The organism is Pseudoduganella sp. UC29_106 (assembly GCF_044055365.1).
Classification (GTDB): domain Bacteria; phylum Pseudomonadota; class Gammaproteobacteria; order Burkholderiales; family Burkholderiaceae_D; genus Rugamonas.
On record NZ_CP171977.1, the window covers coordinates 4,151,498 to 4,166,964 of the forward strand.

Sequence of the window (15,467 nt, forward strand, 5' to 3'; positions counted from 1 at the left end):
CTTTTGCTTAATACATTCCCAGGCGGACTTTCAAGACCACCGGATTGCCGGTGAAATTCAGTCCATAGTCCGTCTGGTCGCCGTTCCAGTTGCGTTCCATGACCCATTTGCCGGAGGCGTCGAAATAGCCTTCCTCCACGCGAGCATACATGGACCGCTTGTTCTCGCCGCTGATCTTCACGCGGGCGTACTGGCCGACGATGATAAATTCATTGTCTGCAATCTGCGCGATGGCCACGCCGCCGTTGGGCGACTCGGTATCGGCCGGCAGATCCTTCAGGTTCGGGAAGAAGTGCTTCTCGCCCATCTGCCACTCGCGGAAGGACACCGTCGCCTTCCAGCCCTTCATTTCGATGGTCTGCGGCGTACGCTCCTCGCTCTCGGCCACGCCATAGGTGCGGCCCTCGAAAGCCCATTTCGCCCACTGGCGCTGCATAGGACGGAAGACCTTGAACACCTTGCCGAAAGGCTCGGCCATCTTCTTGTCCTTCAGCTTGGAACCCAGCGGAAAGTTGCTGTAGTCCGCGTAATCCAGCCCGAAAGGCGCGAAGCCGATGCCGCCTCGGCCAAACACCAGGTAAGCGTAGCGCGCGTAATTCTCGGCGTTGCCGATTTCCGGCACCATCAGCGCATTGTCCGGACGCTGGAACTTCTCCACCGTGGCCGTAACCTTAGCCCACTCGGGCATGTAGATGTCCGGTGCGGCCACATCGATGTGCGGCGCGGCCGCCTTGTAGATGTCGATCACGTCGAAGGTCGGCCCGCCGCTGGCGAAGTTGTCCTTCCACGGCGCCATCGGCGCCAGCGGGTCGCGCAGCGCATTGTTCACATACATCGGCAGGTCATAGACGGCGCGGCCGGCCTTGGCGATTTCCTCGATATAGCTGGCCACGGCCCAGGCGTGGAAGTACTCTTCCGCATATGGGCCATAGACTTCGGACCAGGTGCCCGAAGCGGCGCCGGGCAGCGGCGACTTCTTGCGCGCCAGCACGGCCTGCGGCACAGGCTGGGCAAACGCCGCCTGCGCCTTCGCGCCATAGTCGCGCACCAGGTTATAGGTGCCGACTTCGTTCTCGACCTGCACCATGATCACGGTCTGCTGCTTTTCGTCGATCTTCTTGATGTGCTTCATCAGCTCGACGAAGGCCTTGCGGTCGGCCTTCAGCGTTTCCTCGCCAAACGGGGACAGGCAGTAGATGTCCTTGCCTTCCTTGTCCAGCATGCGCGGGAAGCGCTGGTTATTGAATTTCACCCATTCCGGCGAATAGGTGGCGCTCGTGTTCTTCCAGGTGCCAAACCATAACAGCACAAGGCGCACCTTGTTCTGGCGCGCCTCTTTTACGAGCGTGTCGACGAAACTGAAGTCGAAGCGCCCTTCCGTGGCTTCGATCTGCTCCCACGCCACCGGCACTTCAACGGTGTTGGCGCCCGCGTCGGCGGCCGCCGTCCACAGCGGCTTGAGCGCCGCCGGGTAGTTACTGGAATTGTGGGCCTGCCCGCCCAGCATCAGGAACGGCGCGCCATCGACCATCAGGGCGTGGCGCCCATCCTTGGTTACGAGGCGCGGCAGCTCACCAGCCAGGCCGCTTCCGGCCAGGCTGGCGATGCAGACGGAGAGCAGGACGCGACGAAAAATTCGCTTCATGCATCCGTCTCCTTAGAACGAGTAGCGCATTTTCACGGAATAACGCGGGCCGGAGACGAACCATGCACGACCCATCAAGCCGGTGTGCTGCTGCATCAGCTGGCGGTATTTGGCGTCCGTCAGGTTGGTACCTTCCAGGCCGATCGACATCTTCTCGTTGACCTGGTAGAACACCGATGCATCCAGCGTGCCGTAGGAATCGGCCCAGGTCGGGAGCGCCCAGCGCACCACGTGCTGGCCAAAGGTCGGGCTGTTCGGATTGGTGTCCGTAGCGTCGCCGCCATTGGTGCCGTTCACGTTCACAGCCTGCAGGTTCTTCGAACGCCAGCTGTATGCCATGCGGGCGGACCATGGGCCCTTGTCGTACAGCAGGGCGATGTTGTAGGCATTCTTCGACAGCAGCGGCAGCGGCAGGTCGCCGAAGGTCTGGCCATTGGTGTCGCAACCGTTCATATTGGTGTTCAGCGTAGCCGTCTGGCCGGAGCCGTTGCAGTATGCCGAGAACACTGGGCTGTACAGCTTCTGCTTGCTGTCCACGTAGGTGTAGTTCGCCTGCAGGCCGATACCGGACATCCAGCCTGGCAGCTTGTCGAAGTACTGCTGGTAAGCCAGCTCGATGCCGCGGGCGTGGCCCTTGGCGCCGTTCACAGGACCGGTGACAGCAAAGTTCTGCATATTGCCGGCGACGTCCGGAATCTGGAAGTTGAACGTCTGGTTGATGATGACATCTTTCAGCTGCTTGTTGAACACCGCCACGGTGAACGAGCCAACTGGCGAGAAGTACCATTCCGCGGTCAGGTCGGTCTGCTTGGAGGTGATCGGCTTCAGCTTCGGATTGCCCGCCGCGTCGCCCGACTGGTTCACGCTGTTGATGACGGTGCTGGTGCCGGTGTTGGTGATATCGGCGGTCTGCGACAGCGTAGTGTAAGCCTGCAGCTGCGAGAAGTCCGGACGGGACATGGCGCCTGCGAAGCCGAAGCGGAACTGCAGCTGGTCGGTCGCCTTCATGCGCAGGTTCAGGCTAGGCAGCACATTGTGGTAATCGTTCTCGAAGTCCTGCACCTGCTTGAAGGCCGGGATGTTCGCGAACTTCTGGCCAGTCACGGTATTGCCGGTCGGGATATTGATGCTCGGCGTGAAGGTGGTGTAGCCGTGCGCGGTCATGTCCGTCTTCACATAGCGCACGCCGAGGTTACCGTCGATCGGGAACTTCAGGTCATCAAAGCCGAAACGCACCTGGGTGTAGAAGGCCTTGCTCTTTTCCGACTGGTCGTTGGTACCGGCCGGATCGGTGCCGAAGGTGGCAGGAGTCCACGGTGCGCAGCTGGAAGAATCACCGCCATGCGCTTCTGCACACAGGATGTCGTGGTACTTGTGCAGGGCTGCGTAGGAGCTCGGATAGCCGTTCGCCAGCGCTACCGACGGGAACACCAGCGACGGCACAGCCATATTGCTGTTGAAGAAGTTGTTGAAGGTGTGCAGCTCGGTGTTGTTGTTGAAGCGAGGATCGCCCAGCGACGCCAGCTTGCTGATGTCCCAGCCCACCTGCCACGGTTGCGAAACCGCCGACCAGTTGTAGCTCGGGTTGGAATTCATCGTCACCGAATCCTTGTCGGACAGGCGGACGCCGAAGCGGATGTCCTTCAGGAAGGGGTGGTCTTCGAAGTCATAGATCGCATCGCCCTTCCAGGACTTGCCGGTGGCCTTTGCGCGGTCCAGGTGTTCCATGGTGAAGGCCCAGTAGTAATTCTTCGGGTCTGCCAGGTAAGCCAGGTCGCTCTGGTCGAAGATCAGGCGCGGCACGTCGCCGCTCAGGTCGATCTTCTCTTTTCGCCATCTGCACGCCGGTCGCCACAGTGGAATCGAAGCTGTGGGTCTTGGCCTTGATGTATTGCAGATCGGATTTCAGGGTCCAGCGGTCGGCCGGGCGCCAGGTGATGTTCCAGCCGATATCGGTGGTGTCGGACTTGCGGTTGGAGGTACGGGTATCGCCGCCGAAGTTGATGCCGCCGTCGGCCGGGTCGCTCATGGTGCCGGTCAGCAGGTTGCCGTTCGGGCCATACGTCGCGTCCGGGCTGACCTTGATGTTGTAGGGGCTGGCCTGCGAGAAGATTGCGCGCTCATCCCACTGCATCTGGTACTTGGACTTGAAGTAGGTCAGGTGCGACTGCAGGCTGGCGTCCTTCTTCCATTGCAGCGCGCCGTAGTAGCCTTCGCGCTTGCGGTCGAATTCCAGGGTACGCCATTGCGCGCCCTTCGGCACCCACACGGTCTTGCCATTGACGACGTCGTTGCGCGGATAATATGGCTCGACCTGGAAGGCGTCGGTACGTGTGGCGCTCTCGGAGTAGGCGAGGTCGATCAGGGCGCCGAATTCGCCGTAGGCGGTCTTCCAGCGGTTCGATGCCATCACGGAGCCGCCCGGCTTCTTCTTGCCGCCCAGCTCATTGTAGGTATAGTCCGCGCTCAGGGACAGCTTGGGGCCCTTGAAGTCGAAAGGCAGCGCGGTGCGCAGGTTGACTAGGCCGCCGATCGAACCTTCGATCTGTTCGGCGGACGGGTTCTTGTACACGTCCACACCGGCCATCAGTTCCGGCGGAACGTCTTCGAAGTTCAGCGAACGGCCGCCGTTGGCGGAGAAGGAGTCGCGGCCATTCAGTTCGGAACGCACATAGGTCAGGCCGCGGATGGTCACGCCGGAGCCTTCCACCGAGTAGTGTTCCGGGTCACCCTTGGCCATGGTGCGGTCGATGGCCACGCCGACCACGCGCTGCAGCACTTCGGTCACGGAGCGGTCGGGCAGCTTGCCGATATCGTCGGCAACGATGGAATCGACGATCTCGTCGGAATTACGTTTGATGTTCTGGGCCGATTGCAGCGCTGCGCGCTGGCCGGTCACGACCACCACGGCGGAGTCGGTTTTCGCGGCTGCCGGTGCGGCGGATTCAGTTTGCGCCATGGCCGCGCCAGCTGCAAGCAGCGCGAACTGCGCTGCGGCGATGGCGATGGCGGTTTTCTTGAGCTGATACTGGTTCACTCTTCTGTCTCCTCTGTCTTGTCGTTATCCACGTAGCTTTTGCCACGATATGTTCACAGTTTGCTTCTTCAATTACGCTGCCGCAATTATGAAATTCACCAACCGCGAAAACGTTTTCAAAGAAGCTCGCGCCTGAAGTGGCGCGACTCTCCCGGTTTTAACTGAAATGCAACTACTTTTGAGCCGTAACGGAGCTTGCCCTTGCCCTGCCCCGCTACCGCACGCACCGTAGCGCTTTCCAGCATTCCTTCAGTCCACACAAGGTCTACTTCGAAGCCGCCCCTTGCGCGCAGACCCCTTACTGAGCCGTTGCGCCAGGCAGACGGCAAGGCTGGCAGCAGGTGCAGCTCCCCTGTGTGGGATTGCAACAACATCTCGCATATCGCAGCGGTGGCGCCGAAGTTGCCGTCGATCTGGAACGGCGGATGGGCGTCAAACATATTTGCATAGGTACCGCCGGCGTTATTCATTTCTGAATGGGTGCTGCTTTGCTCTGCCGCACGCGCGCCCGGCGTGGCAAGCAGGCCGCGCAGCATCTTGTGGGCGTGGTCGCCGTCGTGCAGGCGGGCCCAGAAAGCGATCTTCCAGGCCATCGACCAGCCAGTGCCGGCATCGCCTCGCGCTTCCAGCGTGCGCTTCGCGGCCGCGGCCAGTTGCGGCGTTGTCGTGGGCGAGATCTGGCGGCCGGGATACAGCGCGAACAGGTGCGACACGTGGCGGTGTGTGTCGTTGGGGGTATCCAGCACCGGATCGTGTTTTTCGTCCATCCACTCCAGCAGCTGGCCCCAGCTGCCGATTTTCGGCGCCGCCAGTCTGTCGCGCGTTTGCGCCAGCTGCTTGCGCAGGGGCTTGTCGACGCTCAGCACGTCCGCCGCTTCAACCGTGTTGTTGAACAGGTCCCAGATGATTTGCTGGTCGTAGCTGACGCCATCTTCTTCCGGGCCATGCTCGGGCGACCAGCCGTTCGGCGCGACCAGGCGGCCGTCGGGCAGCTGCTTCAGGTGATCCTGCCAGTAGGCGGCGATATCCTTCATCAGCGGGTAGGCGACGCTGCGCAGGAATTGCTTATCCTGCGTGTAGGCGTAGTGCTCCCAGAAGTGGCGGGCGTACCACGCATTGCCGGTCTTGTTCCATTTCCAGCCCATGGCGCCGAACGGATTCGACTCCGTGCGCAGCGCCCAGCCGCGCACGGGGCGCTGCTCTTCGTTTTCCGTCTGCTGCTTGTAGAGCGGGCTCAGTTTCTGCACGAAGTCCAGGAATGGGACCGCCAGCTCGCTCATGTTCGCCGGCTCGGCGGGCCAGTAATTCATCTGGACATTGATATTCGTGTGGTAGTCCGAGTTCCAGGGCGGCGTGGGGCTGTTGTTCCACAGTCCCTGCAGGTTCGCCGGCAGCGAGCCGCGTGAGCTGGACGCCAGCAGGTAGCGGCCGAACTGGAAGAACTGCGCTTCGAGCACCGGGTCTTCGCCCTTTGCCGTGTAGGCCTCGATGCGCTTATCCGTCGGCAGCGCTGCGCGCGCCTCCCCTGCCTTGCCCAGGTCCAGCTGCACCCGGCCCGTCAGCGCCGCGAAATCGGTTTCATGCTCGGCTTTCAGGGCCTGCCAGCCACGCTTGGCCGCTGCTTCCACCTGCGCCGCCACACGCGCGCCTGGGTCGCCGCCATTGAAGTTCTTCGCAGGGTCCAGCACATAGCTCGTCCCCGCGCCCAGCACGATGGTCAGTGCGTCGCAATCCGTGAACACGATCCTGTCGCCTTCGACGGCCACGCTGCCGCCCTCGTTCAGCACCCGTACCCGGCTCGCGTAGTGCATCGTCGACGCCGGCATCGTACCCACGGCCGTCAGCTCGCCACCGCGGCCTGGCTGCGCTCCGCCGGACGCGCCATGGGCGCCGGTCGCCGCTGCGCCAACGCGTTCCGCCGCGCCCTGGTTGGAGCCTGACGGGGCCAGATCGCGGCCTGCCGACGCGGCGATGCGCGCGCCGTGCATGTCGGTCAGCTCGATGCTGCCGGTGTACTGCCCCGGCTTGTCCGCACTGAGGCGCAGCGCAATCACCTGCGCCGGATTGCTGGCAAACGCCTCGCGCTGGAAGACCACGCCATTGTGCTGATAACGCACTGCGTGCACGCCGCTGGCGATGTCCAGCCGGCGCTCGTAGCCGCTCGCCGCCGCATGCGCCGGCAGATTGACGTACAGGTCGCCGAATGGCTGGAACGCCCCCATCTTGCTGCTGTCGCCCGACCACAGGGTGATGTCGTTGAACTGCACATGCTCGCGCGCCGGCTGGCCGAACAGCATGGCGCCAATGCGTCCGTTCCCGATCGGCAGCGCCTCCTTCTCCCAACCCTGGGGCGTGTCCGCAGCGGGACGCTCATAGCGCAACACCATCTCTGGCCCCGCAATGGCGCCGCGCGCAACCATGCCCGTCACTCCGGTCGCCATGGACGCAACGCCCACGCCAGCCGGTGCGGTGATGCTGGACGCCGTAGCGGTCGGCGCGAACAGGGCGGCGGCGAGGCCGGCCACCAGCCACAATGCGGTGCGGCGCGGGAGGCGGGTCATTGCGCACCCTCGGCCGGCACGCCATAGACAATGCCACGTCCGGCGGTGCTCATGTAGACCACGCCGTAGCGGTTCATGTCGCCGACGATGAACTGCCCGTCGCCAGGCCCGCCGTACTGGTGTGCGTCATCGTTGATGCGGACCCAGGTCGAGCCGCCGTCGACCGAGCGGTGCACGCCGCGTACGCCGCCGACACTGCCCCAGACATAGACCGCAGGATAGGCAGCGCCCGGCGCGGCTTTGCCGAAGCCCACGGCGGCGCAATACGAAACGTTGGCAATAGAAACGAAGCTCGCCCCGCCATCGGTGGAGCGCGCCAGGCCGCCGCCGTAAAGCGGCACCCATACGTCCCCTTCCCTACCCGGCGCCACGCGGATCACGCGCGAGCCGCCGGCCGCGAGCCGCGCGCGCGGCGCGAACGAAACGCCGCCGTCCGTACTGACCTGCATCACTCCGTTGTCGTAGGCGTAGAAGACATTCGCCGCCACCGGGTCCGCGACGGGCCGCAGATTGGCGGCGCCAAGGCCGCGCACGGAAGTCCAGCTGGCGCCGGCATCGGTGGAGCGGAAAACCTCGCTGCTGCCGCGCGGCGCGTGCAGGATCACCGCGCCGTCGGCCGACAAGGCAACCTGTCCCTGCTCACCCTTGACCGAGCCGGCCAGTGACCAGTGTGCACCGCCATCAGTCGTCGTGTAGACCACCTTGCCGGCGCGGACCATTGCACCCGGCTTGCGCCCGGCAACCGCCAGGCCAAACGTCGTGCCCATTTGCGGCTGATGAATCGGCGAATACTTCGACGAATCGGCGTGCATGAAGCCGTCGATATCGCCGATCGCCGACACCAACGGGCCTCCAGGCAGGCTGACCGCATTCAGCGGCACCGTTTCCTCCAGGCCGCGCACATGGAAAGACCAAACGGCCGGCGTGGCATCAATGTCCGCCGTGCGGAAAATGCCGTTGCCGGACGTGACCCAGGCCGCCTTCGGATCGAAGGGATCGAATTCGAGGATGCTGGCCCAGTGGATGCCATGCCCCTTCATCCAGGACGCGCCCTGCAAATCCTTCGCGAAGCCGCGCGCAATCACGTCGGTCCAGCTCTCGCCGCCGTCATTGGAGACGAACAGGCGGTCGCCCTTGCCATCGCCCTGCGGCATATAGGTGCTGATGGTCGATGCGGCCAGGCGGCGCGGATTGCGGGGGTCCACGCTGATTCCGCTGAATGGAGTAGTGAAGCCGGATGGCGTCACATTCTTCCAGCTGCCGCTGTCAATGGCGTATTGCCAGATCTGACCCCGGTCCATGGGCTCGGGTTGTCTGTTGTTGGGGTGGGGGCCGGCGCCGTTGGCGTAGGTGATGTATAGCTTGCCGGCGCCGTCGAAGGCGGCGCGCTGGGGCATCAGCGTGGTCGGGGCGCCTGCGACCGGGGCGAAGGTGGCGCCGGCGTCGTTGCTGCGGTAGAAGCTGGGGCCTACGGAGCCGTAGCGCGAGACGCCGATGTACAGGCGCTGCGCGACGCCGTTCTTCACGCTGGCGGGATCGGGCAGCACGAAGCTGATGCCGGCGCCGTTGGGCGAGCTTGTGACGTCCAGGCCGGGCATACGCTGCCAGCTCGCGCCGGCGTCGGTACTCTTGAACAGGCCATTCCAGCGCGTGCCGACATACAGCACATCGCCATTGCCCGGATCGACGGCCAGGCGCTCGCCGTTGTTGCGGCCCATGCCGTTGCCGTGGGTCTTGAACTGGTTGGTGGTCTCGGTGACCGCCCAGGTCTTGCCGTAGTCCTTCGAGCGCAGGATGGCGGTGCGCCCGTTCTGCAGGTAGCTGATGCCGGCCAGCAGATAGACTTTGCCGGCGTTGTGCGGATCGATGGCCAGGGAGTCGATGCCGAGCAGGCCGGTGTCGGCGTCGGACAGCCAGTCGAGCATGGGCACCCAGCGCCCGGCGGACTTGTCCCAGCGGTAGGCGCCGCCCACGTCCGTGCGGGCATAGACCACCCCGGCCTCGCTGCGGCTGGGGATCACGGCGGAGACGAACCCGCCGCCGCCGATGGCCACGCTGTCCCAGACATAAGGCGCCGACGCACGCGGCGCCACGTTGCCCGCCGCAGCGAACGGCGCGGCACCAATGCAGCAGCCCAGCGCCGCAGTCAGCGCAGCGAGCGAGAACATCGGCTTCATGCGCTTACTCCCGCAGCATCTTGTTCAACTGAGGCGCCATGGCCTTGGCCCAGATGGCGTAACCCTTCTCGTTCGGATGCAGCAGGTCCGGCATGATGTCGCGCGACAGCACGCCGTTCTTGTCGAGGAAGGCCTGGTTGATGTTCAGGTAGTAGACATGCTTGTTGTCCGCAAAGCCGGAGATGATGCCGTTCACGCCCTCATTGATCTGGCGCAGGAAGTCGCTCGGCTTCTCATCGCGAGGGAAAATCCCCAGCAGCAGGATCTTCGCGTCCGGCAGGCGCGCGCGCAGTTCGTCGATATTGCGCTTGATGCCGGCGGCCGTGTACTTCGGCGCTTCCTGGCGGTGGCCGGTGTTATTGGTGCCGAACATCAGCACCACCACTTTCGGCGACGTGCCATCGACTTCGCCATGCTGCAGGCGCCACAGCACGTTCTCCGTGCGGTCGCCGCCAAAGCCCAGCGCCACGGCGTTGTACTTCGCGTAGTGGTTCGCCCAGACGTTCTTGCCATCCTTCTCCCAGCCCTCGGTGATCGAGTCGCCGATGAAGATCACCTCGCTGCGCTTGCCCTCGGCCTTCAGCTTCTGATTCGCTTCGAGCTTGGCCAGGTGGCGCGGCATCCACCAGCTGATGGACCACGATTCGTTCAGCGTATCGGGCGTTACCGACACGGTGCGGTAGTCCGGGCAGCTCGCCGTTGGCGTGCCGGACTTCTCGACGCGTACATTCGCCACTTCGACTTCGCCGCTGCCCATGCCGTCCAGCGAGAACGGCTTGCTCACAGCGCTGAAATCGTCGCCCTCGCGCATGAAGCAGGACACCGGCAGCGCCACACGCTGCCAGCCCTTGCCTTCCATAGCACGGGCCGGCAGCAGGAACGGCACCTTGCGCTCGCAGCGCTCGCCGCAATCCATGCGCACGGACAGGCCGCCGTTCGACAGGTCCTTCACATTCAGGTCAAACGACAGCACGCCTTGTGCCGCATAGGGCCGCAGGTCCACCGGCTTGCCTTCGATGCGCAGCGCCGAATACCAGGCGTCCTTCCAGCTCAGGTCCAGCGCATCATCGGCCGCGGCGCGGCCGGCGCGGGCAACGCGCACGGAATTGCGCGGCGACTCGATGGCGGCGCTGGCGCCCTCCAGCGGCTTCGAAGCGTCCGGATTCACGGCCGCCACCCGCAGGCCGTCGGCAGGTTTGGCGGCAAACAGCGGCAAATCAGCCTGCGCGGACGCCGCCCCGGCAGACAGCATCGTCACGGCCGCAAGGACGGCTGCGCTCAGGGTCTTCCTCATTACCTCGTCTCCTGAAATCGTTTTCAATTCTTTTACCAGTTTAAGCGCCATACCAGCCGGCGTCTACAAAATAGTCGCGTCCTGTACACAGTGCGGCGCTATCCGACGCAAGAAACAAGGCAAGTGATGCAACATCTTCAACTTCCACGCGCTTCGGCAGGCATTGACCGGCCAGGATGCGCTTCTCTTCTTCCGGGTTATGCCACAGCTTCATCTGGCGCGGAGTGCGCACCGCGCCCGGCACGATGCAGTTCACGCGGATGCCGTCCGGGCCCAGGTCGCGCGCCAGTCCGCGCGTGAGACCCTCGATGCCCGCCTTGGCGGTCATGTACAGCGTGAGCTTCGGCAAAGCCAGGTGCCAGGAGATCGAACCGAGATTCAGGATCACGCCCCTGCCCTGCTCGCGCATGCGCGGCGCCACGGCCTGGGCGCAGAAGAACTGGTGGCGCAGGTTGACTGCCAGCCGGTCGTCCCAGTAATTGACCGTGACGGCATCGACTTCATGGCGGTCGTCGTTGGCGGCATTGTTGACCAGGACGTCCACCTTGCCTGCTTCGCCTTCGATGCGGCGGAATGCCGACTGCAGCGCACCGGTGTCGGTCAGGTCGCAGCGCACGAAGGTTGGCGCGTGGCCACCGTATGCCGCGTGCACGTGTTCATCGACGAGGTCGATGTAGAACACGCGCGCTCCCTGCAGCGCGAAGGCATTCACCATGCCCGCGCCGATGCCGCTGCCTCCCCCTGTAACGACCACGCACTGGTCCTTCAGGTCCGGATAGCTCGCGTATTGCCTCATGCTTTGTCTCCTTGCAGGGAAAGTCGATAAATAGTGGTCTGTCGGTACACCTGGCCGGGTCGCAGGATCACGGCGGCGGCGTGCTCGCTGTTCAACTGGTCCGGATAAGCATTCGCTTCAAGGCAGAAGCCCGCGTGCCGCGCATACGGGTTCTCGCCGCGGCCCTGCACGCCTTCCAACGCGTTGCCGCTGTAGAACTGCAGGCCCGCTTCGGTGGTCGATACCTGCAGGCGGCGGCCGGAACCCGGGTCGTAGACGCGCGCCACTTCACGCAGCGGGCCGGAACGTCCCTTCACGTGCTCCTTTATGCAATAGCAGTGATCGAAACCGCCGGCGGTGCGGATCTGGGCATCGGGCCAGCGCAGACGCGGGCCGATGGCGGCAGGCTGGCGGAAGTCGAACGGCGTGCCGCCGACGCCGGAGACGCCGACGGGAATGCCGCTCGGATCGATCTCCATGTAATAGTCCGCATCGATCTGCAGCATGTGGTCGCCCACATCCGCGCTGCCGCCGTTCAGGTTGAAGTATGGGTGGGCAGTCAGGTTGATGGGTGTGGGCGCATCGGAAATCGCCTGGTAGTCGATGGTCAGGCTGCCATCGTCATCCAGCTGGTAATGCACCTGCACTTCGAGGTTGCCCGGGAAGCCCGCGCTGCCGTCCGGCGACGCCAGGTGCAGCGAGATGCCGGACGGGGAACGCGTGGCCTGCCACTGCGCCGCGTGAAAGCCTTCCGGCCCGCCGTGCAGGTGATTGCCGCGGTCGTTGACGGGCGCCTGCATCGGGCGGCCGTCCAATATGTATTTGCCGCCTGCGATGCGGTTGGCCCAGCGCCCGATCACGGCGCCGAAGTAAGCCTGGTTGTCGCGATAGCCTTGCGAATCACGATAGCCAAGGAGGATGTCGGCCATGCGCCCATAGCGGTCGGGCGCGAGCCAGGATACGAGCGCGGCGCCGCGTTCGCTGATCGTCACGCTCATGCCTTCGGCATTGCGCAGCGTGTAAAGCCTATCCTCCGAGCGCGTCGGAATGCTGGCTAGCGATTGGTTGATCATCATCGTTGTCGTTTTTTCTAAGTGGTGAATCTTCGCCCAGGGCGCGCCTTGCCTGGATGGCGCGGTCCTGGTAGGCGCGCGGCGTCAGGCCAAGCTCGCGCTTGAATACGGAATGCATATACTGGCTGGACGTGAAGCCGCAGCTCAGCGCAACATCATTCAGGTTGCATTCGCCCCGCTCAAGGATCGAGGTGGCTGCTTCCAGGCGCAGGCGCAGGATCTCATCGTGGACGCTGCAGCCAAGCTCCTGGCGGAAATGCGATTCGAGGGAAGAGCGCGAAATGCCCACATAATCGGCCACCTGCTCGGTCTTGATGCCCTGGCAGGCGAACTGGCGGATGAAGTGGCGCGCCCGCATCACATGCGGGTGCTTGGCCGGTTCATGCTTGCTGGACGCGAGCACATTGATGCCGGCCGGCGGCACCAGGATGCGCGTATCGGCCAGGCGCACGCCGTGCATGGCCTGGTCCAGCAAGTGGGCGGCGGCGCGGCCCATTTCCTGTGCGCCCTGGATCACGGAGCTCAGTGGGATGCGGGTCAGCATGCGCGCCAGCGGATCGTTGTCGATGCCGATCAAAGCCACCTGCTCCGGCACTTCGATGCCGGCGATCAGGCAAGCCTGCATCAGTTGGCGGGCGCGCGCGTCGGTGACGGCAATAATGCCCACTGGCTTGGGAAGGCTGTTCAGCCAGGCGATCTGCTGCTGCAACGCTTCATCCCAGGACGGGGCGCTGGTGCCCTGGCCGCGGTAGATCTCGCCCTCGATGCGGTCGCGCTCCATCAGGCGGCGGAAGGCATTCTCGCGCTCCTGCGCCCAGCGGTTTTCGCGCGCTTCGGGAAGGCTGAACAGCGCGAACTGGCGCAGCCCGGCGTCGATCAGGTGTTCGTAGGCCAGCTTCACCAGCTTGAAATTATCGGTGGCCACATAGGGCACGCCGGCCGGATAGTTGGATTCGTCCTCATACGAACCGCCCACCGCGACCACCGGAATCGAGCTGCGCTCCAGCGCGGCCGCCACGGCGGGATCGTCGAAATCCGCGATGATGCCGTCCCCTTGCCACTTCTCGATGCCGGGCAGGCGCAGGCGAAAGTCCTCTTCCAGGAAGAGGTCCCAGGACTTGCGAGTGCTCGACAGATAGGCGGCAATTCCGGCCAGCACTTCCCGGTCGAATATCTTATTAGCGTTAAATAACAGGGCGATTCGATGCGATTTTGGCATCAGCATTGTCTTCAGTCTCCATTGAGCAATGCTTTCATTTTACGTTTTCTCGACGCTCATTCTGCTATGCACGCGACTAGCCCGGCAATTGCGAAAATCACCAAATCGGATACCGATAATGCAGAAGAGGTGAAACTGGTATTACGTGATGTAGAAGCGGCCGATGAGGTTTTCGGACTCGGTCAGCGATTCGCACAGGGTATCCAGCGCATCGTATTCGCTGGAATAGCGCGATTTGAAGGCATCGAAATCGGCCTGGCTGGCCCAGTGGTCGATGGTGAGGAAGCGTGCAGGATCGGTGGCGTCCTGCAGCAGTTCGGTGCCGAGGTAACCTTCGGCCTTGGCAAACAAATGGGCCCAGCTGCCTTCGGGACCGTATTGGCGCGCGAAGACTTCCCGCGTGCTTTCAGGCACGCGGTATTCCCAGACGGTTTGGTATTCGGGCGTATCCATGGTGCGCCCATTGTATACCGTATCAGTGGACTTTTTCGTATGGCAGGCCCACGTAATTTTCGGCGATGGTACGGCGCCCTGCTTCAGAATTCGTGAAGTAATCCAGGTCCGCCAGCTGGATGCGCTGGGTGAACGGGTCGTCGCCGAACTTGTGCAGCAGGCTGGTCATCCACCAGGAGAATCGCTCGGCCTTCCAGATGCGGCGCAGGGCCAGTTCGGAATACTGCGCCAACACGTTTTCGTCGCCGGATTCGTACCGCTTACGCAACACCGTGGACAGCGTATGCACATCGCTGGCGGCCAGGTTCAGGCCCTTGGCGCCGGTCGGCGGCACGATGTGGGCGGCATCGCCGACCAGGAACATGCGGCCGAACTGCATCGGTTCCGCCACAAAGCTGCGCAGCGGCGCGATGCTTTTCTCAATTGAAGGACCTGTTTCCAGGCGCGCAGCCACATGCTCCGGCAGGCGCGCTTTCAGCTCATTCCAGAAGCGCTCATCGGACCAATCCTCGACCTTGTCGTCCAGCGAGCATTGCACGTAGTAGCGGCTCAGGTGATCGTTGCGCATGCTGCACAGCGCAAACCCGCGCTCGTGGTTGGCGTAGATCAGTTCCGGCGCCACGGGGCGCGTGCGGGACAGCACGCCCAGCCAGCCAAACGGATACACACGCTCGAAGCACTTGATCTTGTCGGCCGGCGCCGACTTGCGCGACACGCCATGGAAGCCGTCGCAGCCTGCGATGTAATCGCACTCCAGCGTGCACTCTTCGCCATCCTTGGTGAAGGTGACGCGCGGCTTGTCGCTATAAAAGTCGTGCAGCTGCACATTCTCCGCTTCGTACACGGTGACTGCGACGGCAGCCTTGCGCGCATCCATCAGGTCGCGCGTGACTTCGGTCTGGCCATAGACCATCACGGTCTTGCCGCCCGTGAGTTCCTTCAGGTCGATGCGCTCTTCGCGGCCGTTGAAGGACAGCGTGAAGCCTTCATGCACATGGCCTTCGCGGTCCATGCGTTCGGCGGCGCCGGCTTCGTGCAGCATGTCCACCATGCCCTGCTCCAGCACACCGGCGCGGATGCGGCCCAGCACATACTCCGGCGTGCGCGCTTCGAGGATCACGTTGTCGATGCCGTACTTGTGCAGCAACTGGCCCAGCAGCAGGCCGGAGGGCCCTGCACCGATAATGGCTACTTTCGTTTTCATGCAATGTCTCCTGATTGTTCGTGCTTCCA

General features: G+C 63.6%; 11 protein-coding genes. All 11 read right to left on the reverse strand.

The window, feature by feature from the left end; translation table 11 throughout:
• Positions 1-7: 7 nt before the first annotated feature.
• The 11 genes from ACHMW6_RS20825 to pobA all read right to left on the reverse strand — a co-directional run bounded on the left by ACHMW6_RS20825 (position 8) and on the right by pobA (position 15,438).
• On the reverse strand, positions 8-1,645 hold the full coding sequence (locus ACHMW6_RS20825) for a DUF5597 domain-containing protein (protein ID WP_395399526.1): 1,638 nt from the start codon (positions 1,643-1,645) through the stop codon (positions 8-10).
• 12 nt (positions 1,646-1,657) lie between these two features.
• Positions 1,658-3,373, reverse strand: coding sequence for a TonB-dependent receptor (locus ACHMW6_RS20830; RefSeq protein WP_395408675.1), 1,716 nt, complete (start codon positions 3,371-3,373; stop codon positions 1,658-1,660).
• The gene (locus ACHMW6_RS20835) at positions 3,312-4,682 is read right to left on the reverse strand and encodes a TonB-dependent receptor (RefSeq protein ID WP_395399528.1); all 1,371 of its coding nucleotides are present in this window, start codon (positions 4,680-4,682) and stop codon (positions 3,312-3,314) included. The genes ACHMW6_RS20830 and ACHMW6_RS20835 overlap by 62 nt, the downstream gene beginning before the upstream one ends.
• Positions 4,683-4,798: 116 nt before the next feature.
• On the reverse strand, positions 4,799-7,243 hold the full coding sequence (locus ACHMW6_RS20840; RefSeq protein WP_395399531.1) for a glycosyl hydrolase family 95 catalytic domain-containing protein: 2,445 nt from the start codon (positions 7,241-7,243) through the stop codon (positions 4,799-4,801).
• Positions 7,240-9,420 carry an exo-alpha-sialidase gene (locus tag ACHMW6_RS20845; RefSeq protein WP_395399533.1) on the reverse strand — a complete coding sequence of 727 codons (2,181 nt, stop codon included), beginning with the start codon at positions 9,418-9,420 and terminating at the stop codon, positions 7,240-7,242. The genes ACHMW6_RS20840 and ACHMW6_RS20845 overlap by 4 nt, the downstream gene beginning before the upstream one ends.
• Positions 9,421-9,424: 4 nt before the next feature.
• Entirely contained in the window at positions 9,425-10,714 is a 1,290-nt protein-coding gene (locus ACHMW6_RS20850) for a GDSL-type esterase/lipase family protein (RefSeq protein WP_395399535.1), read from the reverse strand.
• A 40-nt stretch (positions 10,715-10,754) separates the two neighbouring features.
• The gene (locus ACHMW6_RS20855; protein ID WP_395399537.1) at positions 10,755-11,510 is read right to left on the reverse strand and encodes an SDR family NAD(P)-dependent oxidoreductase; all 756 of its coding nucleotides are present in this window, start codon (positions 11,508-11,510) and stop codon (positions 10,755-10,757) included.
• Positions 11,507-12,562 (reverse strand): aldose epimerase family protein, encoded by a 1,056-nt coding sequence (locus tag ACHMW6_RS20860; protein WP_395408676.1) that lies wholly within the window; start codon positions 12,560-12,562, stop codon positions 11,507-11,509. Before ACHMW6_RS20860 ends, ACHMW6_RS20855 begins: the two co-directional genes overlap by 4 nt.
• On the reverse strand, positions 12,516-13,787 hold the full coding sequence (locus ACHMW6_RS20865) for a XylR family transcriptional regulator (protein WP_395399539.1): 1,272 nt from the start codon (positions 13,785-13,787) through the stop codon (positions 12,516-12,518). Before ACHMW6_RS20865 ends, ACHMW6_RS20860 begins: the two co-directional genes overlap by 47 nt.
• Before the next feature lie 135 nt (positions 13,788-13,922).
• On the reverse strand, positions 13,923-14,234 hold the full coding sequence (locus tag ACHMW6_RS20870; RefSeq protein ID WP_395399541.1) for an antibiotic biosynthesis monooxygenase family protein: 312 nt from the start codon (positions 14,232-14,234) through the stop codon (positions 13,923-13,925).
• 22 nt (positions 14,235-14,256) lie between these two features.
• Positions 14,257-15,438 carry a 4-hydroxybenzoate 3-monooxygenase gene (pobA, locus tag ACHMW6_RS20875; protein ID WP_395399543.1) on the reverse strand — a complete coding sequence of 394 codons (1,182 nt, stop codon included), beginning with the start codon at positions 15,436-15,438 and terminating at the stop codon, positions 14,257-14,259.
• Positions 15,439-15,467 lie beyond the last annotated feature (29 nt).

Coding starts and splice junctions, on each gene's coding strand:
- ACHMW6_RS20870 (WP_395399541.1), bottom strand. CDS start 14,234: ATGGATACGCCCGAATACCAAACCGTCTGGGAATACCGCGTGCCTGAA.
- ACHMW6_RS20865 (WP_395399539.1), bottom strand. CDS start 13,787: ATGCTGATGCCAAAATCGCATCGAATCGCCCTGTTATTTAACGCTAAT.
- ACHMW6_RS20855 (WP_395399537.1), bottom strand. CDS start 11,510: ATGAGGCAATACGCGAGCTATCCGGACCTGAAGGACCAGTGCGTGGTC.
- pobA (WP_395399543.1), bottom strand. CDS start 15,438: ATGAAAACGAAAGTAGCCATTATCGGTGCAGGGCCCTCCGGCCTGCTG.
- ACHMW6_RS20840 (WP_395399531.1), bottom strand. CDS start 7,243: ATGACCCGCCTCCCGCGCCGCACCGCATTGTGGCTGGTGGCCGGCCTC.
- ACHMW6_RS20850 (WP_395399535.1), bottom strand. CDS start 10,714: ATGAGGAAGACCCTGAGCGCAGCCGTCCTTGCGGCCGTGACGATGCTG.
- ACHMW6_RS20860 (WP_395408676.1), bottom strand. CDS start 12,562: ATGATCAACCAATCGCTAGCCAGCATTCCGACGCGCTCGGAGGATAGG.
- ACHMW6_RS20845 (WP_395399533.1), bottom strand. CDS start 9,420: ATGAAGCCGATGTTCTCGCTCGCTGCGCTGACTGCGGCGCTGGGCTGC.
- ACHMW6_RS20825 (WP_395399526.1), bottom strand. CDS start 1,645: ATGAAGCGAATTTTTCGTCGCGTCCTGCTCTCCGTCTGCATCGCCAGC.
- ACHMW6_RS20830 (WP_395408675.1), bottom strand. CDS start 3,373: ATGGAACACCTGGACCGCGCAAAGGCCACCGGCAAGTCCTGGAAGGGC.